General features: G+C 55.1%; 27 protein-coding genes. All 27 read right to left on the bottom strand.

Features of this window, described 5'->3' with window-relative positions; translation table 11 throughout:
- Positions 1-6: 6 nt before the first annotated feature.
- Positions 7-1,530, bottom strand: a complete 1,524-nt coding sequence (purH, locus tag GSQ62_RS12645) for a bifunctional phosphoribosylaminoimidazolecarboxamide formyltransferase/IMP cyclohydrolase (RefSeq protein WP_161889838.1) — start codon at positions 1,528-1,530, stop codon at positions 7-9.
- An 18-nt stretch (positions 1,531-1,548) separates the two neighbouring features.
- Positions 1,549-2,154, bottom strand: coding sequence for a phosphoribosylglycinamide formyltransferase (gene purN, locus GSQ62_RS12640; RefSeq protein ID WP_161889837.1), 606 nt, complete (start codon positions 2,152-2,154; stop codon positions 1,549-1,551).
- A gap of 121 nt (positions 2,155-2,275) precedes the next feature.
- Positions 2,276-3,064, bottom strand: a complete 789-nt coding sequence (locus GSQ62_RS12635) for a phytanoyl-CoA dioxygenase family protein (protein WP_161889836.1) — start codon at positions 3,062-3,064, stop codon at positions 2,276-2,278.
- Positions 3,065-3,180: 116 nt separating this feature from the next.
- A complete protein-coding gene (locus tag GSQ62_RS12630) occupies positions 3,181-3,882 on the bottom strand; it encodes a galactosamine-6-phosphate isomerase (RefSeq protein ID WP_161889835.1) in 702 nt (233 codons plus the stop codon).
- A 111-nt stretch (positions 3,883-3,993) separates the two neighbouring features.
- The gene (locus GSQ62_RS12625) at positions 3,994-5,073 is read right to left on the bottom strand and encodes a Gfo/Idh/MocA family protein (protein ID WP_161889834.1); all 1,080 of its coding nucleotides are present in this window, start codon (positions 5,071-5,073) and stop codon (positions 3,994-3,996) included.
- A 125-nt stretch (positions 5,074-5,198) separates the two neighbouring features.
- The gene (locus GSQ62_RS12620; protein WP_161889833.1) at positions 5,199-5,516 is read right to left on the bottom strand and encodes a type II toxin-antitoxin system PemK/MazF family toxin; all 318 of its coding nucleotides are present in this window, start codon (positions 5,514-5,516) and stop codon (positions 5,199-5,201) included.
- A complete protein-coding gene (locus GSQ62_RS12615; RefSeq protein ID WP_161889832.1) occupies positions 5,503-5,715 on the bottom strand; it encodes a hypothetical protein in 213 nt (70 codons plus the stop codon). Before GSQ62_RS12615 ends, GSQ62_RS12620 begins: the two co-directional genes overlap by 14 nt.
- A gap of 126 nt (positions 5,716-5,841) precedes the next feature.
- Positions 5,842-6,648 (bottom strand): hypothetical protein, encoded by an 807-nt coding sequence (locus tag GSQ62_RS12610; protein WP_161889831.1) that lies wholly within the window; start codon positions 6,646-6,648, stop codon positions 5,842-5,844.
- A 148-nt stretch (positions 6,649-6,796) separates the two neighbouring features.
- The gene (locus tag GSQ62_RS12605; protein ID WP_161889830.1) at positions 6,797-7,294 is read right to left on the bottom strand and encodes a PaaI family thioesterase; all 498 of its coding nucleotides are present in this window, start codon (positions 7,292-7,294) and stop codon (positions 6,797-6,799) included.
- A 41-nt stretch (positions 7,295-7,335) separates the two neighbouring features.
- Positions 7,336-7,782, bottom strand: a complete 447-nt coding sequence (locus GSQ62_RS12600) for a Fur family transcriptional regulator (protein ID WP_237586615.1) — start codon at positions 7,780-7,782, stop codon at positions 7,336-7,338.
- 201 nt (positions 7,783-7,983) lie between these two features.
- Complete coding sequence (locus GSQ62_RS12595; protein ID WP_161889829.1) at positions 7,984-8,826, bottom strand: geranylgeranylglycerol-phosphate geranylgeranyltransferase; 843 nt, start codon at positions 8,824-8,826, stop codon at positions 7,984-7,986.
- A 105-nt stretch (positions 8,827-8,931) separates the two neighbouring features.
- Positions 8,932-9,126, bottom strand: coding sequence for a cold-shock protein (locus GSQ62_RS12590; RefSeq protein ID WP_161889828.1), 195 nt, complete (start codon positions 9,124-9,126; stop codon positions 8,932-8,934).
- Positions 9,127-9,245: 119 nt separating this feature from the next.
- On the bottom strand, positions 9,246-9,743 hold the full coding sequence (locus tag GSQ62_RS12585; protein ID WP_161889827.1) for a KdsC family phosphatase: 498 nt from the start codon (positions 9,741-9,743) through the stop codon (positions 9,246-9,248).
- A gap of 198 nt (positions 9,744-9,941) precedes the next feature.
- The gene (gene iscX / locus GSQ62_RS12580) at positions 9,942-10,184 is read right to left on the bottom strand and encodes a Fe-S cluster assembly protein IscX (protein ID WP_161889826.1); all 243 of its coding nucleotides are present in this window, start codon (positions 10,182-10,184) and stop codon (positions 9,942-9,944) included.
- 81 nt (positions 10,185-10,265) lie between these two features.
- Complete coding sequence (locus GSQ62_RS12575; protein ID WP_025608925.1) at positions 10,266-10,595, bottom strand: 2Fe-2S iron-sulfur cluster-binding protein; 330 nt, start codon at positions 10,593-10,595, stop codon at positions 10,266-10,268.
- Between the two features lie 78 nt (positions 10,596-10,673).
- Positions 10,674-11,507 (bottom strand): Rossmann-like and DUF2520 domain-containing protein, encoded by an 834-nt coding sequence (locus GSQ62_RS12570; RefSeq protein ID WP_161889825.1) that lies wholly within the window; start codon positions 11,505-11,507, stop codon positions 10,674-10,676.
- A 106-nt stretch (positions 11,508-11,613) separates the two neighbouring features.
- A complete protein-coding gene (gene ccsA / locus GSQ62_RS12565; protein WP_161889824.1) occupies positions 11,614-14,211 on the bottom strand; it encodes a cytochrome c biogenesis protein CcsA in 2,598 nt (865 codons plus the stop codon).
- A 92-nt stretch (positions 14,212-14,303) separates the two neighbouring features.
- A complete protein-coding gene (locus tag GSQ62_RS12560) occupies positions 14,304-14,729 on the bottom strand; it encodes a cytochrome c maturation protein CcmE domain-containing protein (protein WP_161889823.1) in 426 nt (141 codons plus the stop codon).
- A 131-nt stretch (positions 14,730-14,860) separates the two neighbouring features.
- Positions 14,861-15,142, bottom strand: coding sequence for a CcmD family protein (locus tag GSQ62_RS12555; RefSeq protein ID WP_237586614.1), 282 nt, complete (start codon positions 15,140-15,142; stop codon positions 14,861-14,863).
- The gene (gene ccsA / locus GSQ62_RS12550) at positions 15,129-15,794 is read right to left on the bottom strand and encodes a cytochrome c biogenesis protein CcsA (protein ID WP_161889822.1); all 666 of its coding nucleotides are present in this window, start codon (positions 15,792-15,794) and stop codon (positions 15,129-15,131) included. The genes GSQ62_RS12555 and ccsA (GSQ62_RS12550) overlap by 14 nt, the downstream gene beginning before the upstream one ends.
- A 135-nt stretch (positions 15,795-15,929) precedes the next feature.
- Positions 15,930-16,571, bottom strand: coding sequence for a heme exporter protein CcmB (locus tag GSQ62_RS12545; protein WP_161891433.1), 642 nt, complete (start codon positions 16,569-16,571; stop codon positions 15,930-15,932).
- A gap of 336 nt (positions 16,572-16,907) precedes the next feature.
- Complete coding sequence (phoU, locus tag GSQ62_RS12540) at positions 16,908-17,588, bottom strand: phosphate signaling complex protein PhoU (protein ID WP_161889821.1); 681 nt, start codon at positions 17,586-17,588, stop codon at positions 16,908-16,910.
- 75 nt (positions 17,589-17,663) lie between these two features.
- The gene (gene pstB / locus GSQ62_RS12535) at positions 17,664-18,428 is read right to left on the bottom strand and encodes a phosphate ABC transporter ATP-binding protein PstB (protein WP_161889820.1); all 765 of its coding nucleotides are present in this window, start codon (positions 18,426-18,428) and stop codon (positions 17,664-17,666) included.
- Positions 18,429-18,435: 7 nt separating this feature from the next.
- On the bottom strand, positions 18,436-19,293 hold the full coding sequence (gene pstA / locus GSQ62_RS12530) for a phosphate ABC transporter permease PstA (RefSeq protein ID WP_161889819.1): 858 nt from the start codon (positions 19,291-19,293) through the stop codon (positions 18,436-18,438).
- Positions 19,286-20,161 (bottom strand): phosphate ABC transporter permease subunit PstC, encoded by an 876-nt coding sequence (gene pstC / locus GSQ62_RS12525; RefSeq protein ID WP_161889818.1) that lies wholly within the window; start codon positions 20,159-20,161, stop codon positions 19,286-19,288. The genes pstA and pstC overlap by 8 nt, the downstream gene beginning before the upstream one ends.
- 75 nt (positions 20,162-20,236) lie before the next feature.
- Positions 20,237-21,238, bottom strand: coding sequence for a PstS family phosphate ABC transporter substrate-binding protein (locus GSQ62_RS12520; RefSeq protein WP_161889817.1), 1,002 nt, complete (start codon positions 21,236-21,238; stop codon positions 20,237-20,239).
- A gap of 210 nt (positions 21,239-21,448) precedes the next feature.
- Positions 21,449-22,639, bottom strand: a complete 1,191-nt coding sequence (locus tag GSQ62_RS12515; protein ID WP_237586613.1) for a porin — start codon at positions 22,637-22,639, stop codon at positions 21,449-21,451.
- Between the last annotated feature and the right edge of the window lie 503 nt (positions 22,640-23,142).

Here is a 23,142-nt window from a genome sequence, read left to right as displayed (position 1 = left end):
TAAAGCTTAATGCTTGAAGTGGCGCACGCCTGTCATCACCATCGCCATGTTGTGTGCGTCGCAGTAGGCAATGGAGTCCTGGTCTTTGATGGAGCCGCCGGGCTGCACCACGGCTTTGATGCCCGCCTGGTCCGCAATCTCCACGCAGTCCGGGAAGGGGAAGAACGCGTCGGAGGCCATTACCGTCTGGCTCAGGTCAAAGCCGAAACTGCGGGCTTTCTCGATGGCCTGGCGCAGGGCATCCACGCGGGAGGTCTGTCCCACGCCACTGGCGTACATCATCTTGTCGGTGGCCAGCACAATGGTGTTCGACTTGGTGTGCTTGCAGACCTTGGCGGCAAACACCAGCGCTTTTTTCTCCTGGGCCGTCGGCTCGCGCTTCGTGGCGGTTTTGAAATCGGCTTCTGTCTCTGTGGCCAGGTCCTTGTCCTGCTCAATCACGCCGTTCAGCAGGGTTTTGAACAGCTTCTTCGGCAATTCCACCTCCTTCTGCTTCAGCAGGATGCGGTTTTTCTTCGAGCGCAGCACTTCCAGCGCGTCGGCATCATACTCCGGGGCGATGAGCACCTCGAAAAACAGCTTGTTCAGTTCTTCGGCCGTGCCCAGGTCAATGGTTCTGTTCGCGATGATCACGCCGCCAAAGGCAGACACCGGGTCAGACGAGAGCGCCAGCAGGTAGGCTTCCTTGATGGTGTCGGCGGTGGCGCAGCCGCAGGCGTTGGTGTGCTTCAGGATTGCCACGGTCGGTTCCTCAAACTCGGCACCCAGGGCCACGGCGGCATCCACGTCCACCAGGTTGTTGTAGGACAGCTGCTTGCCGTTCAGTTGCTCGAAGAGGTCTTCCAGCCTGCCGTAGAAAGTGCCTTTCTGGTGCGGGTTCTCGCCGTAGCGCAGCGGCGTGCTCTGGCGCAGGCTCTGCTTGAACACAGGGTTCTCTTCGCCCGAGTTCATGTAGTTGAAAATGTGCGTGTCGTAGTGCGAGGAGACGTCAAAGGCTTTGGCCGCGAAGCGCTTGCGGTCTTCTATATCCGTGGCGCCGTCCTTGGTCTGCAGCAGTTCCACCACCTCGCCGTACTGGTCGCGCGACGAGACAATCAGCACATCCTTGAAATTCTTGGCCGCCGCCCGGATCAGGGAGATGCCGCCGATGTCGATCTTCTCAATGACGTCTGCCTCCGAAGCGCCGGAGACCACCGTTTCCTCAAAGGGATATAAATCCACCACCACCAGGTCGATGGGCGGGATCTCGAACTTCTCTCTCTCAGAAAGGTCGCTTTCGTTGTCGCGGCGGTGCAGGATGCCGCCGAACACTTTCGGGTGCAGCGTCTTCACCCGGCCCCCGAAGATAGACGGGTACGCGGTCAGGTCCTCCACGGCCACCACTTTGGCGCCCTGCTCTTCCAGGAAGGTCTGCGTGCCGCCCGTGGAGTAGATGGTCACGTTGTGCTGCTTCAGAAGCTCCACCAGCGGCTCCAGGCGGTCTTTATAATAAACAGAGATGAGTGCGGATTTGATTTTAACGGGTTGCATGGGTATGGCTGTTTAAGTTTAGTCTTTCTTTTCCTGTTGATCCTGCTCTGTCAGCAGCTGCTCTACCACCAGCGGCAGGTGCCGGTGCTCCAGTTGCAGTACGCGGGCGGCCAGGGCCTCGGGTGTGTCGCCGGGGAGCACCGGGCAGCGCTCCTGCAGGATGAACGTGCCTTTGTCATACTCCTCGTTTATATAGTGGATGGTGATGCCCGACTCGGGCTCGCCCGCCTGCACCACAGCCGCATGTACATGCCGGCCGTGCATGCCCTTGCCACCGTATTGGGGCAGCAGCGCCGGGTGTATGTTGATGATACGGTTGGGGAACGCCCGGAGCAGGTTTTGGGGCACCAGCCACAGAAAACCGGCCAGCACAATCAGGTCGGGCTCGAACTGCCGTAGCTGCTCCAGCACCTTGTCGGAGTGGTAGAAGTCTTCCCTGTTAAACAAAAAAGCCGGGACGCGGTAGGTCTCGGCTCTTTCGAGGGCATAGGCTTTCGGGTTATTGGAGAACAGGGCGGCCACACGAATACTGGGGTGGTGCTCAAAGTGCTCCAGCAGGCGCTGGGCGTTGCTCCCCGAACCCGAGGCGAAGATGACTATATTTTTCTTGTCTGGTCGTTTCAAAAGGATGCACGTGTCATGAAAACGCAAATATAAGGGGTTTGCCTGTAGAAGCCAGCGGGTGCGGCCATTATATATGGTATATGGGGGATGAGAAAAGGGCAATGCCTATATGGCGCAGGAGTCACTCTCCTAACCCGATTCCCTTCCGGATGGCTATTTCCATGGGTGAGTAAGCGGCGTCTGACCGGTTAAGCCTAAATTCTCCCGCCGGAAGAAGCGGGGGCTGCGCCATGAACCGGGGCGCTTGGCCGTGGTGCGCCTGCGCTGCGTGCGCCAGAAAGGGATGACACAGGTAAACGGTGCCTGCCTCGCCGGTGGCCAGTACCTCCTGCCTGCCGGCGGTTATATATAGCTGGTCGGCCAGCCCCATAAACGACAGGCCTGCGGCTCCGTGCGGGGCCAGGAGGCGGGCCACATCCAGGTGCGAGCCTGCCCGGATGCGGGTGGGCGCCTCCCGCTCCGCTACATCCGAGAAAAGGAACAGCATCAGCAGCGCCCTCCCTTTCGAGTTTATGTTCACCCGCGCCGAGAAAACATCAGCCGGGTCTGCCCCCGGAAAACTCGCGTCCACATGCCAGCCGGCATCTCCCGGATCATCCGCGCTCGGAAAGCGAACGGGGAACGTACCGAGGCTATGGCGGGGAAGCCATCTTCCTGCGCCAACCAACTGATCGAAAGCAGCGTGAAGCAAAGGCGTGTTCACGGCTTTGTCGAAAGGCTCTTGGGTATAATCACCGAGCCGCACCACGGGCTGTGTCCAGGTTGCCGGGTCGTCGGGGTTGCAGCCGGTGTCTTTCCACAGGATGTTGCGTCCTTCCTCTGCCAGGCTGCGGGGGAAAGCGTTATCGAGCCTTACATAGCCGTGCTGTATGAATTGCTCTATCTGACCTTTATCAAGCGCCTGTTTCATATGCTGGGAAAAACTACTTATACACTTTTCTGCCTTTAAGCAGCATGCGCTCCCATATACCCTCTTTGCCACACAATGGGTTCGTAGGCGAAAACCCGTTGAACAAGCGAATCAGGTTATCCCACCACCAGGCAGTCAACTTTCTGATGTGCCCAAAGATGCGTTGCCGGGTATTCGTTCGTAATCCTTCCTGAAAGTAGTTCCTGTGTTGCCTTTTCCTTGCCTGCACCTGCCACCAGCAGGATGATATGCTGGGCAGCCAGAATATCTTTTACGCCCAGGGTAAGGCCATATGCCGGCTTCGTCTCCAGATCGGATACCATGTCGTGGTGGAGCGTGGTGGCAGCCAGCTGCGCCACATGGCAGTGGTCAATCAGCTGCGCGGCGGGTTCATTAAGCCCCATATGCCCGTTCACCCCCATGCCCAGAATGCAGATACCGATTGGCTGATTCGCTGCCAGTATGGCCTGCACCCTTGCGCACTCCTGCTCAGGGTTTTTCGTGTTGGCATCAAATCCAAAATACCGCTCCTTACTTATGCCCAGCGGCCGGATAAGGTATCTCTGCAGATAATATTCGCAGGTGGCGGGATGCGCTGCGTGGAGCCAGCCCCACTCATCCAGCTTTAGCACACGCAAATCCTGGAAGTCCTCCCTGCTTTCCGCATAGTACTTTTGCAGCTGCAGGTAGAGGCCTGTGGGCGAATTGCCAGTTGCAGCGCAAAGCAGCAGGTCGGGTTTGGCTTGGATGGACGCATAAACCATTTGGGCAGCGGCAACGCTCATGGCCTCATAATCCCTGAAGTGTTGGATGTTCATAAGACACGGGCTGTTTTATATCGTAACTTGAGTTAATATGCCTTACCCCCTGGTGCGCTCCTGGAAACGGTGGAGAAGGCAAACGCCATCCTTGTTATTATATATACCGACTTAATTTTTCCAAAGCCGGATGGGTTTTTCAGCATCGGTTTTAAAAGGCAATGCTACTTTTCTTCCCGTTCCGGCTGATTCGTAGGCGGCGAAAATCACTTCCAGCACGGCTTTGCCGTCCTCTCCGGTTACCAGCGGCTGCCTGTCGTTTTTCACGCAGTCCACGAAATGCTCGAACTCCTGCGGAAAACCGTAATTCCAGATTTCCTCATACATGGTAAAGCTCCAGCCCACGGTGTTCCCTGCCTTTTCTACTGCGTAGCCCACGCCCCTGTTGCTGTAGGTCTGGATGGAGTTGCCCTGCAGTACATCGGCATAGGCCACGCCTTCCGTGCCGTGTATCTCGGCCCTGTCGTCCATACCGCCCAGCTTTGTCCAGCTTTCTTCCATCATGGCCACCACCCCGTCCTCAAACTCCAGAATCACAATGGCGTTATCGTCTCCCTTGGTTTTCGCCTGGTGTACCGTCGTGCTCATTTGTGCATATACAGACTTAATGGGCACACCCGGGTGCAGCCACCGGAAAAACTGTATGCCGTGGCAGCCCATGTCCATGGTAACCCCGCCGCCAGATCTTTCCACATCCCAGAAATGGTCGGCGTGCGGGCCATCGTGTTTTTCCGACTGCTTAAACAATACCGGCCTGCCCAGCGCGCCTTCATCCAGCAGGCCTTTCAGGCGTACATATTTTGGCGTGAAGCAGAGTTCTTCCGCGTACATCAGCTTTACATTGGCCTTTTTGCAGGCCGCTATCATCCGGTCGGCTTCCTCCAGGTTCATGCAAAGCGGTTTTTCAACCACCACATGCTTTCCTGCTTCGGCTATTTTCAGGGTGATGTCGCAGTGGAGGTAGTTGGGGGCCCCAATCACAATCATATCCAGTTCGTCCATGGCCAGCATGTCGTCCAGGTTGGTAAATTGGTTGGGAATGTTGAATTTCTCCGCGAACTTTCTGGCGTTTCCCTCTGTAGGGGACATGACGGCCAGCACCTCGGCATCAGCCACTCTTTTCAAGGCTTCCGCATGAATTGTTGAAATAAACTGCGAACCAATCAGGCCCACACCTACTTTCTTTTCCATAGTTATCCGTTTTTAGAATGCTCTGTTTTAAATGCCTTATATATAAGGTGAGGGAGGCGTAGCCGAAGTATGGCTTATGAACTTGGCTGGGGTAGATTTTTCTTCAATCTTCTATGGAAAAAACCTTAGCTAATCCGGACTTTATCTCTTCCAACTGATTTGCGCTTACCCACTTTTTTGACGAAGCGGAGTTCTGACAAGGAGCGCACCTGGAAACAGTCTGCTGCGGATGGCTTGGAAAGGTTATTGGTTTTATCAGGTGTTATTTTCACCATCCACGGCGCAATAGCATACCTGTCTTTCCAGTCCGTGAGCGGAACGATTATTTTTAAGGGCAATTTGCCTAAAGCATTGTCAATGACGACAATGGCTGGTCTTGTCTTTTTGATTTCAGCACCGACTGTTGGGTCCAGGTTAAGCAGCCATATCTCACCTTGCTTCATAGAAATCTTCGAAGTCAAGGCTGGTCAGAGCTGTTAGTTCTTTGTCGGTTGTATAATCGCCACACAAAGCTGCAGCTGCCCTTTCAAGCTGGTTCTTGCTTTCGGTTTCTCTGATTGACTTCAATGTTTGCTCGACAATTTTTAGTTTCTTGTCCATTGGAAGCCTTTTTATTTCTTTTATTATTTCTGCCGTTCCCATATCCTGAATATACAAATTTTAACAGGAAATGGTTAGCCTTCTTTAATTGCAAGTGTACCCCAACGTGTTGGTATAACAGATGGCGAGGCGTCAGCCGAGCATAAAGGCTGAACTGTGTAGCACTTGTTATTTTTCTTCTATTACTGTTGTGTCCCTTGTAATGTAAATATCGCTTCGGAGTTTAGGTGCTCTTGTATCAGTTTCGATTTTCTCTGATTTTCTAATTATATCGAGTAATGTTGAAAAAACAAGATTAGCAGCACTCGGTTTTTTTGCTTCAGATGCATAGAAAGATTCCACCTTTCCATCTTTATAAACAGAAAGTCCATAAGGAGCGCAATCATCGCAGTGATTCTTCGAAAATTCAAAAGAGGCTGGGAGATTGGTTAGAAAGTTGGCTCCCCATAATATTTTTATCACATCAGGTTCATTTATAAGCCCTGTTGACTTGAATGTTTCATCAGTCCAAAAGTTATACTCCCAAGCTGTAAAGTTACCTGCTGAATCAATTTCAACATCTTTACTTATTTGCCAGCCATTAAAATATGAGAACTGAATCTTATCAACTCTTTCTGGAAATAAATTTACTTTTTGATAAGTAAGATTTACTCCTACATCTTTCATGACTTCATGATAAAGAATCAAAGAGTCCTCCTTTAGCCAGCGAATAGGAAAGCTTTCTTTGACTACAGCATTAGCTCCAAACTGTTTATTCAAGCTATATATCTTTAATTCTTTATCTTCAATTTTATATGTATATGCTTTTATCGTATCCCTTACAAGCACCCAAGCAGAATCAGGGAAGAAGATAAAGGTCCCTGATGTATTATGTTTAGGAATCCAAGCACCTAATAATTCATCTTCCATCTTGCCTGATGAGCAACTTACCACAAACAGCAAAGCAATGAGTAAAAAGAAATGAGACAGTTTCATTTCATTATATATTATATGTGCTAACTGTGGGCTAAGCGGAGCTACTACGTTTAGCTACCTAATATAGCCAAATATGAGGAATAAAGGCTCTGTTAAATATATAAACTTATGCTTATATATAGGACCTGAGATAACAAACAAAAACGCTCTATTGCCGCTTCGCCTTCAGCGACCAGGTGTAACGGAAGGAGGCCACCTGGTCGCCGCTCTCGTCCACGCCGATGCTGGTGGCTACCACCGTCACACCTTGCCCGGTTGCCTTTGTCCGCTCAACGGCCTCGGCGATGGCCTTGCCATCGTGGCAGGTGAAGGTGATGTTGCCTACGGCTTTCTTTGTGAAATCAGCCTCCATATGCACCACCAGCATGGAGATAGCCGGATCTGCTTTATATACCTGCATCATGCACAGCACGCCCGTTGAGAGTTCGGCGGCCATGCTGAGGCAGGCGAAGTGAATAGACTGGAAGGGATTTTTGTTGAGATATTTATAAGGCACCCGCACCGTGGCGTGCTCCCCGCTCAGGTCCGTTACGCGCAGCCCCGCCATATAGGCCATGGGCAGCCGGCCCAGCAGAAACAGCCGGAACTTTGCCGGGGATAGCACCAGGGCACGGAAAGCGGCGGCATGGTCTGGCTGGCGGGACATGGCATCGGGTGTAAACAGGTTTGCTTATGCAGAAAACGGGCTTAGGCCGCGGCGGCGCAGGCGCGGCAGATGCCCCGCGCCGAAAAGTGCAGGCTCTGCACCCTGTAGCCCGCCGGCAAAGCGGGGGCGGGCACGTTCACCTCGTTCAGGCAGAAGGTCTGGCCGCAGGACGTGCAGTTGAAGTGTATATGGTTGTCGTGGTGCTGGTGCTGGCTGCAGGCCTCCTGGCAAAGCGCGTATTTCACTACCCCGCTCACGTCGTTGATGCTGTGCACCAGCCCCTTTTCCTCGAATGAGTGCAGCGTGCGGTAGAGCGTGACGCGGTCATATCTGTCTCCGAGTTGCCGCTCTATGTCGGAGTGGGCCAGCGCGTGGTTGTGCTGCAGCAGCAGCGCCAGCACCTCTAACCGGCAGTTGGTTTTGCGGAGCATGTACTGCTGCAGCAACTCTTGTGCCTTCTGCATTACGTTGCTGTGTAGGTTTTCCATGGCGTTAGCAAATATACACTTTAAAAAGGGAGGCTAGCAAGGCAATATGTCTCCATGTGCCGTTCAACCTGATACAGGCTCCGCCTGCCTTTTGGTGCTTTCTCATTTTGCGCCGCAGCGTATCAAATCCTTCAATGATAGCCAGGGAATATATAAACCTGGCAGAATTCCTGCTCTGCAGCCCTATATAATCCAGGCATTTTACACCAGCAGCATCGACAGGATGCCCAGCAGCATGATGAGTTTGTTCAGGTTGCTCAGGTACGTGAAGTCTGCCTTGCGGTCGGCGCGCGCCAGTTTCACCGCCATCCAGACGCTGGGAGCCAGCACCAGCACCAGCATATATACGTCGAACAGCTGCGGCGTGGAGGGGTGCAGCACGCTGGCAACCAGCAGGGCCATGAAAAGCGCGAGGAGCGGGTAAAGCACGTATTTGGCACCCCGCATCCCCAACAAAATGGGCAGCGTGCGGCACTCGAAGGTGGCGTCGCCTTTCATATCCTCTATGTCTTTGATGATTTCCCGGATGAGCGAGATGAGAAAGGCGAACAGGGCATAACCCAGCGTGGTCATGTTCAGCATACCGGCATACACGGCCACCACCAGCAGCATAGACGCCGACAGCAGCGCGATGGCGATGTTGCCGATGAGCGGCAGTTTCTTCAGCCGCGCCGAGTAGCCCCACAGCAGCAGCACCGCCCCCAGGTTGATCAGCCCCACCCGCACCAGCAGCAACGCCCCCATCACGACGCCAATGAGCGACAGCACCAGGTGGGCGAACATGGCCCGCCGCCTGCGGATGATGCGCCCCACCAGCAGCCGGTCCGGCTTGTTGATGGCGTCGATTTTCACATCGTAGTAGTCGTTGATGATATAGCCTGCCGCCGCGATGCACACCGTGGAGAGGGTAAGGGCCAGAAAGCCCGGCTCCAGCACCTTTGCCCACCTCACCCCCACTGACAGCAGACAGGCCTGCACCAGCGCCTGGCTCAGCACAACCATCAGCAGGTTCTGGGCGCGTATCAGAGTTAAAAAGGGCTTCATGCGGTGGGATGGTAAAACAACGCAAAGGTACGGCGGCGGGTGCAAACGGCAATAAAAAAGCCCCTTGTTCAAGGGGCTTTTCCGGTAACGGTGGCGTAAACAGTGTTAGATTCTCTTCACGTTTACCGCGTTGATTCCTTTTTTGCCTTCCTGCGTATCAAAAGCTACGCGGTCGTGCTGCTGAATCTCCACGCCGTTCAGGCCGCTTGCATGCACAAAGAAATCCTCGTTTGTCTCGTCTTCAGTTATAAAACCAAAACCCTTTGACTCAATAAAAAACTTTACTTTTCCTGTCTTCATAAAGATGAATAATTTATTAGGTAATTAACTGAACGTAAACTAAGGATTTATTTTTATATATACAATATCACATTAAGAGAAATCTTCTATTGGATTGAAGAAAAAGCATATACGGCGTTTTACCACGTGTCCTGCGCCTTCATAATCTGCTCAATCAGCTCCCGCGCGGCGCCCCGGCCGCCTTTTTTGGTGGAGACGAAGGTGCTGATCTCTTTGATGTCATCGGCGGCGTCGGCGGGGCAGGCGCGCAGCCCGCAGCGCTGCATCACCTCGAAGTCCGGCATGTCGTCGCCCATATAGGCTACCGTGGCCGGGTGGATGCCCTGCATGTATATATAATCCTCGAAGGTGTCCACCTTTTCCTCGCTGCCCAGGTACATGTCCTCGATGCCGAGCTGCTTGAGGCGCTTGCGCACGCCCGGCTCGTCTTTGCCGGAGATGACCGCCACGCGGTAGCCCTGGCTGATAGCGTGCTTGATGGCGAAGCCGTCTTTGATGTTGAAGGCCCGCACCTGCTCCCCGTCCGCGAAGCAATACAGCAGGCCGTCGGTCAGCACGCCGTCCACATCAAAAATAAACGTGTTGATGCGGGTTAAATCTGTCTGGGTAATGGACATAGGTCGAAAGCAAAAATATCAGGCAAAAGAACAAAGAAAAACGGGCGAGGGCCAAAAAATATGCACAAGATTTAGCGGCCCCGAATTTATATATGGCTTGTTTATATATGGCTTGCTCCAAATGATAAAGGCCCCTCGCCAGGAAGAGCCTTTAAAAATATCGGAATATGGCGCTTGGCCGGAAGTTATATATAAAGTTTAGTCCTGGTTGTCGCGCCACTCATATACCCAGGCCGACTGGATTTGCTCGAGGTGGCCTTCGTTGGCTTGCTCGCGTGTGCCCTCAAAATTAGGCAGCGACAGCACCCAGTCCAGCAGTTCGGTGAAGCGGATGCGGTATATCTTGGATTCGGTGAAGTCGTCGCCGAACTTCTCGTACAGCGCCATCGCGATGTCTTCGTAATCGTTCCAGTGGATGGGGGGCTCGTAGCTCTTGTTCATGTCTTTTCAGTTATCAATTATCAATTAACATTTATCAATGCTGTATGACGAGACCTGATAAATGATCAATGTTAAATGTTTTTAGTGCCCCAGGAAGTCCTGCTCGGGAATGGTCACCACAATGTCTTCGTTGCCCTGCACCACGCACTGGCAGCCCAGGCGGGAGTTGATGCGCGGGTCCACGGCACGGTCGATGTAGTCTTCTTCTTTGTCGGATATCTCCGGCAGGTCGTCCATGCCAGCCTCCACGTATACGTGGCACGTGCTGCAGCCGCACACGCCGCCGCAGTTGTGCTGCAGTTTTATATCGTTGTTGAGGGCCACGTCCAGCACCGACTCCCCCTCCACGGCAGGGTGCGTCTCGTCCGGGGAGCCATCAGCAAACTTAAAGGTTATATTTACAACTTTCATTTCTTCTATCTGTGTTTGGTGCGCAATTTACAAAGGCCTGCAGCCGAATCAAAACAGCTGTTGCATCAGGCTCTCTACTTAAACAGGAGAACCGTCCTTTAGGTTAAATTGATTTGCCTCACCCGATGCCTGCGCCTGTATGCTTTGGGACAGTTGCCTATATATAGCCTGGTAGCGGGGGTACGGCTGCAGCATTTGCAGGTGCGCCTGCAGCACATTGTCATCTCCGCGCACGGCCGGGCCCGTCTGCACCGAAAAAGGGTCTTGCCGGGAGGCTTTCTCAATGGTTTCTGCTATCAGGGGCTGCAGCAACTCCTTTGGCAGGTTCGCCTCCTGCAGCAGTTGCTCGCTGATGCCCAGCAAATGGTTGGTGAAATTGCAGGCAAACACCGCCGCCAAGTGCAGTTGCCTCCTGGCTTCGGACGGAACCCTATACGCCTTGCTGCTGATGCTTTGGGCCAGCATTTCCAGTTGCCGCAACGTTTCCGCATCCTGCGCCTCCACCAGCAGCGGCACACCGGCAAAGTCCACGGGCTTGGATTTGGAAAACGTCTGCAGCGGGTACAACACGCCTATGTGGGCTCCCTGAATTGGCTGAAGCAGCGCCAGCGGCTGCGAGCCGGAGGTATGCGCCACCACCGTGCCGGGCGCCACCTTCAGGGCGGCGGCTACCCCGGCCAGGGCGGCGTCCGGCACGGCAATCAGCACCACCTCTACGGCCATCTCCAGCAGGTCGAGGCTATATATGGGCTGCGCCGCTGGCAGGAGTCGGGCCAGCGCCTCGCGCGAGGCGGGGCTGCGGCTATATATGGCTGTGACGGTGTGTCCTGCGGCGGCGAGCGCGGGCGCCAGGTGCCAGGCCACGTTGCCCGCCCCTATCACGGCAATGCGTTTCTTCTCAGATGAATTCATATATTGCTGGTGCGTTTTCTGGGTGCTGTATATAGCTGCGGCGTTGTAAAACTGAAAAGCCCTTGCTTCATCAGCAAAGGCTTTTCAGTTTCGGCGGAAATCATGTTTAAGCTGTCTGCACTTCCCGGGTTTTCTTTGGAGCGGCAGGCCTTGGCGTGCCGCCTTCCCGTTTGCGGCGCACAATGGCCATCACAAAACCGATGCTCATCACAATCGTGCCTATCCAGAGGATGTTCACAAACGGTTTCTCCATCGCCTTCAGGATGATATAGTCCTTTTGCGTGGCGTTCACCCCGATTTTAAACCGGTTGTTCTGGGTGTCGATGTTCATGAACGTGATGCGCAGGCCAAGGTCGGCCACCTCTTCCGGCACGCGCCCCATCATCTGGTCCTTGATCATCAGCACCGGGTGCGCGTGGTAGTCTTTGCGCTCGCCCATAATCTTCAGATCAGCCTGCACGGCCACGTCGCCTTCCGCCAGCACCACGCCCGGCACCTGATCGATGCGCTCTATGCCGTTGAACACTGCCACATAGTCGTTCAGGATGATGGTGTCTCCGGCGGCCACGTCAAACTCCTGCAGGTCGCCCCAGTCCTTCTCCTCGTTCGGGTCCGGCACAGACGACACGTGCGAGTACAGGTCCTTGTCGGCGAAGTGCTTGATGTCCGGCGAGGCCAGCAGACCCATGTTCGGGTTCACCTGCGCCCGCGGGTAAAGGGTAAATTCATCATCTCCCTCCCGCTCTTTGTACAGCACCTGGTAGTAAGTGTTCTCCGGCGATTCCAGATCCAGCGTATCGCCCGTCTTGAAGTACACCTTGTCACCTACTTTGATGTCGCCGCGCGCAATGGCTTTATATGGGTCCATGGTCGGGAAGAGCAATTCCTTGTTCACGTACTCCGGCACGCCGTCCACTTCCTGGAACTGGCCGTGGTAGCTCACGGTGTACTTGTCCATATCTACGGGTGTGTTGCGCCACAGCAGCACGTTGTCGCGGTTGATATCGTCCGGGAACTCACGCGAGTACACCATGCCCGACGTGTTCTGGGAGATGATGTTGGAGTAGCCCGAGGAGAACAGGATGCCGATCAGCATCAGGGCAATGCCTATATGCGACACCGCCCCGCCCGAAAGCGTCACTTTCTTATGGATCAGGTTCAGGATGATGCTCAGGTTGGCGAACACTGCAAACAGCGCCGCCACCAGCAGGGTGATATACACCGGGTTGTCAATGGTCTCGGAAAGCATCCCCATTTTCGACAGCACAATGATCAAACTGGCGAACAGCAGCGTGAGCATGCCCGGCAGCATAATGGCATCAATAAAGGTGTTTCGCGTCTTTTCGCCTTTGCTCCACCACAGCAACTGGCCGATACCAGACAGGATGGCGATGCCCACACCGGCCCACAATTGGAACTTGGTGTAGTGCTCAATCTGGTCGGCGGGCAGCGCGGCATTAGACTCTATCCCAATAAAGCCCAGGAAGGAGTTATATACCGGTATGGAGGTGGTAGCAAGCACCTGGAAACCCGCCAGGCAAAGCACCGCCGCGCCAATGAACACCCAGAACTCGCCGTTGTAGGTCGAAAGTTCTTTCTCTGTCGTTGGGATGCGCTTCCACCGGTACACCAACAGGCCAACAGCTAGCACGGCAAAGGCAGCCAGGTAAGCAAACAACTGCCCAGACAGCCCCAGATCGGTGAAGGAGTGAACGGAGGCGTTACCCAGAATGCCGCTGCGCGTCAGGAAGGTGGCGTACAGGATAAGGATGAAAGACGCGATAACGAGGATATAGGATGCCTTCAGGCCCTGCTTGCCACGGCGGTAGGCAATCATGGTATGGATACCGCCCACCAGTACCAGCCACGGGATATAAACGGCGTTCTCCACCGGGTCCCAGTTCCAGTAGCCCCCGAAGTTCAGCGTTTCGTAAGCCCAGTAAGCACCCATCACGGTACCTACGCCCAGCACTACCGCAGCAAAGAGCGCCCAGGGCAGGGCAGGCTTCACCCACTCCACAAATTTTCCTTTCCAAAGAGCGGCCATGGCAAAGGCAAACGGCACCAGCGTGGCCGCAAAACCCAGGAACAGTGTGGGCGGGTGAATCACCATCCAGTAGTTCTGAAGCAGCGGGTTCAGGCCCGTGCCGTCCTGCGGCACAAAGTTAGGGTCCATGGCAAACACCGGGGCGTCCGGCATGAAATCACGCATCAGGATGAAGGGAGAGGAACCGATCTTCAGGTCACCGATCACCACACCCAGTATCATGGAGGTCAGGAAGAGCTGGACGAACGAGAACATCGCCATCACCGGGGCCTCCCACTCCTTGTTTTTCCTGCCGCCGTTGATCAGGGCCACGCCCAGCATCACATGCCAGAAGATCCAGAGCAGGAAAGACCCCTCCTGGCCCTCCCAGAAGCAGGAAATCATATAGTACACCGGCAGGTGGTTAGAGGAGTGGCTCCAGGCGTAATAGTACTCGTAGCGGTGCTCATATATAATGTTGAACAGCGCGAAGATCACCAGCAGCACCGCCGCGGCGTGTACGTAAAACGCACCACGCGCCATGTTGCGCCAGCTGTTATCGGCGGCCCCCGCCTTGGTGCGCGAGGCCATAAAATAGGCGTAGGAGGACACAATGGCCGCCACAAAAGCCACAATCACACTTGCATGGCCAATATCCCCGATCAGCGTATTTATCATCTCAGATAGTTAAAAGTTGAAAGTTAAAAGTCATGAGTTGATCGGCATAAGAGTCCTCGCTTTTAACTCTGAACTCTCAACTCTAAACTGATTTAAAGGCTTGCCGTGTTTTGCTGCACTTCTTTTTCCACATACTTAGACGGGCACTTGAGCAGGATTTTGTCGGCCACGAACACGTTCTTCTGCATGCTGCCTGTAATCACCACCTGCTCGGAGCGCTCAAAATCCTGCGGCTTCGGGTTAAAGTACACCACCTGCTGCTCCACGCGGTTGGTATCCACCAGCGTGAAGGTGAAGTAGTTGGGGTCCACCAGCGGGTCGTAGTTCATGCCCACTATATGGCCCTGCGCGTCTTTCTTCAGGCGGCCCACCACGTGTACCTTGGTGTCGTTGCCTGATTCGGCGCGCTCAATGGCCTCGCCGAAGGACACATAGGTGCTGGCATCGCCTGCAGACGACATGATGATGCCGATGGCCAGCGCGATGACGATGATTCCGATGATGTGTGACTTTTTCATCTATATAGGGATAATGAGTGATCTGATTCCTTATTCCGAAAGCCTAACACGTGCAAGGCTAATATAAATCCATGGCGGCAGGCTAATTTTCGCCCCGCAAAGAGCAAGCCTTCCGCTTTACCGTACGCGCCTTAGCGGTTTACTAAATCGTCTTTCAGCTGCTTTTCCAGCTTGCTCACCTTGCGGTCTATCACCACCAGGTACAGGATGGTGCCCGCCAGCACCGTCAGCAGCACCACCACCACCACGTATATCTTCCCGTCCTGGCGCAGGGTGTCTGCCATCTCCACGTCCGGCTGCGGCGCCGAAAATGCTACCTCCGTTTGCTCCGATTGGGCCTGTGTAGCGGGCGTGAGCCCAAGCGTGGCGCCGAGCATCAGGCACCAGGCGGCCAGTATTCTAAACATTCTCATATATGCGTTGTCTGAGTAATTCCACTCTCGATTTTACGTTCACAATCCAGATGCCCAGCAGGGTCCAGCCCAGCACGGCCGGGTAAAACACCATGCGCAGGCGGCTGTCCAGGTCGTAGGTGTTGAAGCCGGGGTTGCCGCCGTTGCCGGGGTGCAGCGAGTCGGTGAGGCGCGGCAGGATAAACAGCAGGGGGATAAGGGCGGCAAACGCGAAGATGTTGTAGACCGCGCTGATGCGGGCCCGCTGCTGCTGCTCGTTGAAAGAGCTGCGCAGCACGAGGTAGGCAAAGTAGATGAGCAGGCCAATGGCCGAGGCGTTCTGCTTCGGGTCGTTGCTCCAGTACTCGCCCCAGGTGAATTTGGCCCACTCCATGCCCGTCACAATGCCCAGCACACCGAACAGAATCCCTACTTTGGCTGCCTCAGCGGCGATGACATCGTTCTTGATGGAGGGGTTGCGGAGGTACTTGAAGGAGTAGACGACAGACACCAGCAGGATCAGGATCATGCCGAACCACATCGGCACATGGAAGTAAAGGTTGCGGATGGTTTCGTTGAGGATGGCCAGCCGGGGAACCTCCGTCAGCATGCCTGCCACTACGGTAAACCCCAATAGCAACACGGCCAGCACTTTCCACCAGTTGTTCTTCATTTATAGATAGATATTAGAAGTTAGACACAGGACATTAGACTCTTTTCTAAATTCAGAAACTTCATATTTTGCATTTGAGTTCTTTACCTGATACCAAATCTTAAGTCTGATGTCCTGATACTTGCGTCTTTTCATTTATGAACGCCAAAGGTACGGGAACAAAATGTAAGATACAGTGACAACAATCATGTTTATGGCAAGCAGGGTAAGCAGTTCGTCGAGGCTGGTGCTACGGTCCAGGCCATCCAAAGCATTTTTCGACATTTTGATCAGCATCAGCAGCATGGGCACCACAACCGGGAAACTGAGCACGGCCATCAGGGTGCCGCTGTTGGCGGCCTTGGAGGCGATGCCCGAAATCATGGTGAGGGAGGTGGCGAAGCCGATGGCCCCCAGCAGGATGGTGAGCAGGAACATGGGCACATCCTGCACCGGGTTGCCCAGCACCAGCGCGTAAAACAGGAAGCAGATGAGCGCCAGCACCAGCATCAGCAGGGCGTTGTATATAATCTTGGACAGGATAACGCCCTGTGGGCTCACGATCGAGTAGAAATAAAGCAACCGCCCCCGGTTCTCCTGCATAAAGCTCTTGGCGATGGCGTTTACCGACGTGAACAGCAGGATGATCCAGAGCACCGCGTTCCAGACCGGCACACTGAGCGCGCCGGAGCGCAGCCCGAAGCTGAGGTAGCACACAAACACCGTACTGCTGACGTACAGCAGCATGCCGTTGAAGGCGTACCTTTGCCGCCACTCCAGCACTAGGTCCTTCTGTATCAGGTATATAATCTCTTTGAACAGCACTTTGCGGGTTTTGCTGCAAAGGTACGGCACAAATAGTTGGGAAGGTAGTTTTAGCTGTTGATTGTTGGCTGGTTGTCGGTTGTTGATTGTTAGTTGCTGGTTGGATGGCTTAATTCATACCGCAAGTTGCCGCTGCACTCAAACTTGCAGCATAGAATGTGAAAACCTGCCTATATAAAAGCCGCAAGTTGAGAATTTGCGGAATAAAATATTATGCAATCCTCCCCAACAAAAAAGCACGGACCGCTGCGGCCCGTGCTATATATAAACTTGTGTTGCTGATCCAACAATTAAACCATTTAGCAATCATCACTCGCCCTTCTTCCGCTTTTTGTCCTGCCTGTGCTTCACCACCTTGGCTTCGCGGTAGAAGATGACCTCCTCGGCGATGTTGGTCACCTGGTCGCCGACGCGCTCCAGCTTTTTGATGATGGAGAGGATGGCCAGGGCCTCCGATATCCTGTCCGGGTTCTCAGCCATATACCTGGTTGCAATGCCATCCGACTTGCGGTAGATCTTGTTCAGCGTCTTGTCGCGCTTGATCACGGATTTGGCCAGCACCGGGTCGTTGTTCTTGAAAGCCACGCGGCAGTCGGCAAACATCGACAGGGCCTCGTCGTACATGGGCAGCAGGTTCGTCAGCTCCAGCAGCTCGCTGCTGACGGGCACGTCCAGCTTTTTGGCAAAGCGGGCAATACCCTCGGCTGTGTCGCCGGTGCGCTCCAGGTTGGCGTTTATCTTCAGCACGGCCAGCACCAGGCGCAGGTCCACGGCCACAGGCGTGAACAGGGCAAAGAAATTCTCGCACATTCGGTCTATCTTCACGTCAAACCTGTTCACTTTGAGGTCGCGCTTGATGATCTGCCTGGCCAGTTCCTGGTCAGCGTTCAGCACGGCTTCGCGCCCGCTCTGCAACTGGTACTCCACCAGGTCCCACATCTCCAGCAGTTTTGTCTTAAGCTTCTCTAACTCTACATCTATATGCGGCATCTTGTCTATTTATATATGGATATGGGAAGTTTATATATGGGAAACACCGGGAACGAATGCAGCAAGCGGGGCAGCTCAACCGAAGCGGCCCGTGATATAGTTCTGGGTGCGGTTGTCCTGCGGGCTCGTGAACATGGTCCTGGTCTTGGCGTACTCCACCAGCTCTCCCATATAGAAGAACGCCGTGTGATCGCTCACGCGTCCGGCCTGCTGCATGTTGTGCGTCACGATCACGATGGTGTAGTCGTTCTTCAGCTCATATATGAGCTCCTCGATTTTGGCCGTGGAGAGCGGGTCGAGGGCGGAGGCCGGCTCGTCCATCAGCAGCACCGAGGGTGAGATGGCCAGCGCCCGGGCAATGCACAGCCGCTGCTGCTGCCCGCCCGACAGGGCCAGGGCCGACTTGTTCAGGTTGTCCTTCACCTCGTTCCAGAGCGCGGCCCTTTTCAGCGATTTCTCCGCCGCCTCCTCCAATATAGCTTTTTTCTTGATGCCCTGTATCTTCAGGCCATATACCACGTTCTCAAAAATGCTCTTCGGGAACGGGTTCGGCTTCTGGAACACCATGCCCACTTCCTTGCGCAGCTCATCCACACGCACCTCCTTGGCATATATGTCGCGGCCGTCCAGCAGAATGTCCCCCTCCGTCCGGAAGCCGTCTATATAGTCGTTCATGCGGTTGAAGGTGCGCAGAAACGTGGACTTGCCGCAGCCGGAAGGCCCGATGAAGGCGGTCACGTTCTTCTCTTCCATGGCAATGTTGATGCCCTTCAGGGCATGGAAGTCGCCGTAGTAGGCATCGAGGTTGATGGCCTCCAGTTTATTTGTCTTTTTGCTCATGGGTGTCTTACCACTTGATTTTTTTCTGCTGCCTGTTGCGCAGGTATACGGCAATGCCGTTCAGCAGGAAGGTGATGATCAACAGGATGATGATGGCCGCCGCCGCGTTTGTCTGGAACGCCTCCTGTGGCCGCGAGGTCCAGTTAAATATCTGGATCGGCAGCACCGTGAACTCGTCCAGCGGCGAGGCGGGGGTAAACGGCACGTAGGCCAGCGCCCCGATCACGATAAGCGGCGCCGCCTCGCCCACTGCCCTGGATAACGCCAGGATGATGCCCGTCAGTATGCCCCCGAACGAAGCCGGCAGCACCTGGTTCCAGATAGTCTGCCACTTGGAGGCACCCAGGGCATAAGATCCGTCGCGCACGCTGCGCGGCACGGCCTTGATGGCCTCGCGCGTCGTCACGATAATGATGGGCAGGATAAGGAGCGACAGCGTGAGCGCGCCTGCCAGCAGGCTGTTGCCGAGGCGCATCTGGCGCACGAAAATCTCGATCCCCAGCAAGCCATATATGATGGAGGGCACCCCGGCCAGGTTAGAGATGTTTATCTCCAGAAAGTTGCTCAGTTTATTCTTCCTGCTGTACTCCTCCAGGTACACGCCCGCCGAAACGCCCAGCGGGAAGGCAATGATGGTGGTGAGCACCAGTATCCAAATCGTGCCGACCCAGGCGGTGAGGATACCGGCGCGGCTGGCCCTCCGCGAGGGTAGGCTGGTGAGGAAGTCCCAGTCGATGCGCTTGGCGCCCTCCAGAATAATATCGAAGAGGAAGATGCCCAGCACCACCAGCCCGATGAGGGTGCAAAAGACCCCGAAAACCTGGAAGGCCTTGTCTTTGAGCCTGTTGATGTCTGAGTTAGTCATACTTTTCCTGGTATTTCTTTTTTATCCAGAAGCTGAGGTTGTTCAGCGCAAACGTGAAGATGAAGAGCGTGATACCGGCCGCAAAAATGGTCTTGTACTCCAGCGAGCCCTGCGGCACGTCGCCCAGGCTTACCTGCACAATGTACGTGGTGATGGTCTCGATGGGCACCAGCGGGTTCAGGGTGAGGCGGGGCTGCTGCCCGGCGGCGATGGCCACGATCATGGTCTCGCCCACCGCCCTGGAGATGGCCAGTATCACCGACACCACAATGCCCGAGGAGGCGGCCGGCACCATCACCCCGAAGGCCGTTTGCAGGCGCGTGGAGCCCATGCCGTAGGCGGCCTCGCGCAACGAACGCGGCACGGCGCTGATGGCGTCCTCGCTTAAGGAAGAAATCATCGGGATGATCATGATGCCCATCACCATACCCGCCGAAAGTGCGTTGAAGCCCGCCAGTTTTGGGATGAGCGTCTGCAGAAAAGGTGTCACCACGGTCAGGGCAAAGAAGCCATATACCACCGTCGGGATGGTGGCCAGCACCTCCAGCATCGGTTTCACCACCTGCTTCATGCGGGCGTGCGCGTACTCGTTGAGGTAGATGGCGATGGTCAGCCCAAGGGGCAGCGCGACGGCAATGGCGATGCCGGTGGTGAGCAGCGTGCCAGCCACCAGCGGCAGAATACCGAACTCCTTCTGGGCAAAAAGCGGCGTCCATTGCTTTGCCGTCAGGAACTCCACCAGCGACACAACCTGGAAGAAATCGATGGCTTCGGAAAGCAGCACCCAGATGATGCCAATCGTGATAAGAATCGTGATGACGGCGGACAGCCACAACAAACCCTCGATGATTTTTTCTGATGCTCTCAAGATGCTGGTTTATTTAGATGCCGCTGCAGCAATCCTATATAGTTGTCGCAGCGGCACTTGTTTAGTTTCAAGCCGCTACTGCTGCGCTGCGGCCTCGCTGGGTGCGGCGCTTCCGGCAAACTCACCGAATTTCTCCTTCTGCTCCTCGTACAGCTTGGCTGGCAGCGGAATATAGCCTACCTCCTCGCTGAGCGCGGCGGCATTGTCGAGGTAGAAGTTCACGAACTCCACCCCTGCCGGGTTTTCGGCAATATTTGAGCTTACGTAGATGAACAGCGGGCGCGACAGCGGGGCATAAGATCCGTCCTTCACCGTTTCGATGGATGGGAGGATTGCGCCTGCTCCGTTGCTGTCGTCTCCGTCGTCCACGGGTATCGCCTTCAGCTTGCCCTTGTTCTCCTCATAATACGCATAGCCAAAGAAGCCCAGCGCGTTCGGGTCGGTGGATACGCCCTGCACCAGCACGTTGTCGTCCTCGCTGGCGGTATAGTCGCCGCGGCTGGAGTGGCTTTTGCCTACCACAGCCTCCGTAAAGTAGTCGTATGTGCCGGACTCAACCCCCGGTCCGTACAGTCGCAGCGGCCTGTCGGGCCACTCCGGCCGGATCTGATTCCACGTCTTGATGGTGCCCTGTGCGGCTGGCTCCCATATCTTCTTCAGTTCCTCCACCGTGATGTCTTTCGCCCAGTCGTTTTCGGGATGCACCACCACGGTCAGGCCGTCGTAGGCGACCGGCAACTCTACATAAGAAATGCCGTTTCCTTCGGCCTGGCTGGCCTCGGCAGGGTTGATTTCGCGGGAGGCGTTCACGATGTCGATGGTGCCGCGCGAGAATTTCTGAAAGCCGCCGCCTGTGCCCGACACGCCCACCGTCACCCTCACATCCGGCGCCTCGGCGCGGAACTCCTCCGCCACCGCCTCCGTGATGGGATAAACCGTGGAGGAGCCGTCAATTTCAATGCTGCCCGACAGGTCGCTCTCTGCGCCTCCGTTCCCGCCGCATGCGCCTAGGAACAATGCGCCCCCTATAAGCAGTGCTGCGTTTGTCTTGTTATGTCTGTACCTGAAGTTGAACATGCTATATATCGTTTTAGGTTGGCTATGAAGCTGAGGCCTGTATGGGTAAAAATCAATTATTTGGAATATACTCTGATGAGAGCCAAGTTGTTGTGTGGAACGGCGGCCCACCCGCTCCTATCCGACAGTCTTATAACCGCAAAGTTGCGGCACCGGCGCGCAACTCACAGCCTGCGGGGTGTTAAGTAATTGTTAAGATTCCGTTATTTTTTACAGGGACACCTCCAGCTGCATCCTGAACTGGTATGCCTCCTCACGTCCCTCTTCCTGTATCAGGGAAACATCGCTTTGCACCTTCAGGGTGTGCCCCACTATATACTTCGACAAGCCGAGGGTATACTGATCCTGCTCCCGGAGCCCCGTCACCTGCGTTGGGTTGTAGGTGGTGTAGCGGCCGGCCACTTCCCAATTGGTTTTAAAAAGGTAGCCGCCCTGTATGTTAAAGGCATTTCCGGTCACAAAGGTCTCATCCACGTCGCCATCCTGGCCAAAGGCCACCACAGGGCCATCGGGTGCTTTCTTGCTGGCATATTCCGCCATGGCCGAAAAGCCCCTGTACTTGAACATGGCATCCAGGAACAGGGTGCGCAGGTCGCGCGTTCCGCTCAGGAAAGAGCCCAACTGGCCGCGTGCGCGGGAGGCGTCGTCGTTAAAGTCGTAAGCGGCGGCCACAGCCAGTTTCGGCGTCTCTTCGCGCGCCAGGTCTGTGCCCACATATTCGCCCTCGCCTTCAAACTCCCCGAACGGCAGCACCTCCACCCGGGCGGTGTAATCATATCCACCGGCGTTGTCCACGGTAATGTCGCGGCCCTCACCCATGGATATAGCGCCTGCCTCGCGTACCAGCATGCCGCCTATATAGTGGGCGTGGTGGAGTTGCAGGCCAGCGTCGCGGTCGATGTTGAAGCGTGAGTTGAGCAGGCTGCGGTCCACGAACTGCATTTTCTGGGAGGAGACGATGCGCTCGCGGTTGCCCGGCAGTTTCGTCTGCCCCACCCACAATTCCCAGTTCGGGGCGAAATTCCATTTAGCCACCGCGTCCAGTATCACGTTGTCGGCGTTGTCTGTCTGTTCCGGCGTGTCGCTGCCGATGTCGCTGTTGCTCAGGCCCAGTTCTATCTTGTACTCCAGTTTCGGCGAGAACACAAACCCCTCGAACTTCAGGCGCGCCCGGCGGATGAGGAAACGATCTTCCCAGGTGGCACCCGGTCCGGAGCTGACGCTCCCCTCATATAGTGTCTGGAACCTGGTGCCGAAGCGCATGCTGAAGGAGGAGTCGGCGGCCATGACCTGAACCCCTTTGCCGAGGCGGCTGTCGATAAGGCTTTGGCTATGGGCGGAGTTGCCCCAGGCGAGAAGCGGCAGGAGCAGAAACAGCGCTCCCTTTACTGTGTGGTGCACAATCAGTGGTTTTTGGTGAGAAATCAAATTCCATATAAGGTTTCAGCCTTACGGGTAACAAGCTGCCTTGTCAGCAACTGTCGCTGTCTGTCGGGGCGCGTCAGCTAGTCAGGCCGCCGCTGCCCTCTTCCGGCAACGGTGCAAAGTAACGATCTTCATATTACTACGGAATTACCGCTATGTTACCCTAATGTTAAGATTCTGTCGCCTGGTTTAGCGCCTGCGGCGTGGCCATATATCATAGAAAAGCCCCTCAGAGCAGAATAGCGCAGAATTGGCAAGTGCCGCCGATACAAAATCAGGCAATGGAGCCCGCGCGTAACGCGCAGGTAACTTCCGGATAATCCCTTCCTAACAATGGAGTAACCACTCCTTAACAAAGGCGGCCCATCCTTAACCATATCATAACCGGGCCTTAAAGCTGGCTTAAAGTAGTCCCTTTACCTTTGTCGCAGCGAAATGAAACAGCGGCCGGCACATGGGCTAATGCAACGCTTTTGTAG

Source organism: Pontibacter russatus, assembly GCF_009931655.1.
Taxonomy (GTDB): Bacteria; Bacteroidota; Bacteroidia; order Cytophagales; family Hymenobacteraceae; genus Pontibacter; species Pontibacter russatus.
This window is presented reverse-complemented; position numbering and strand designations above follow the sequence as displayed.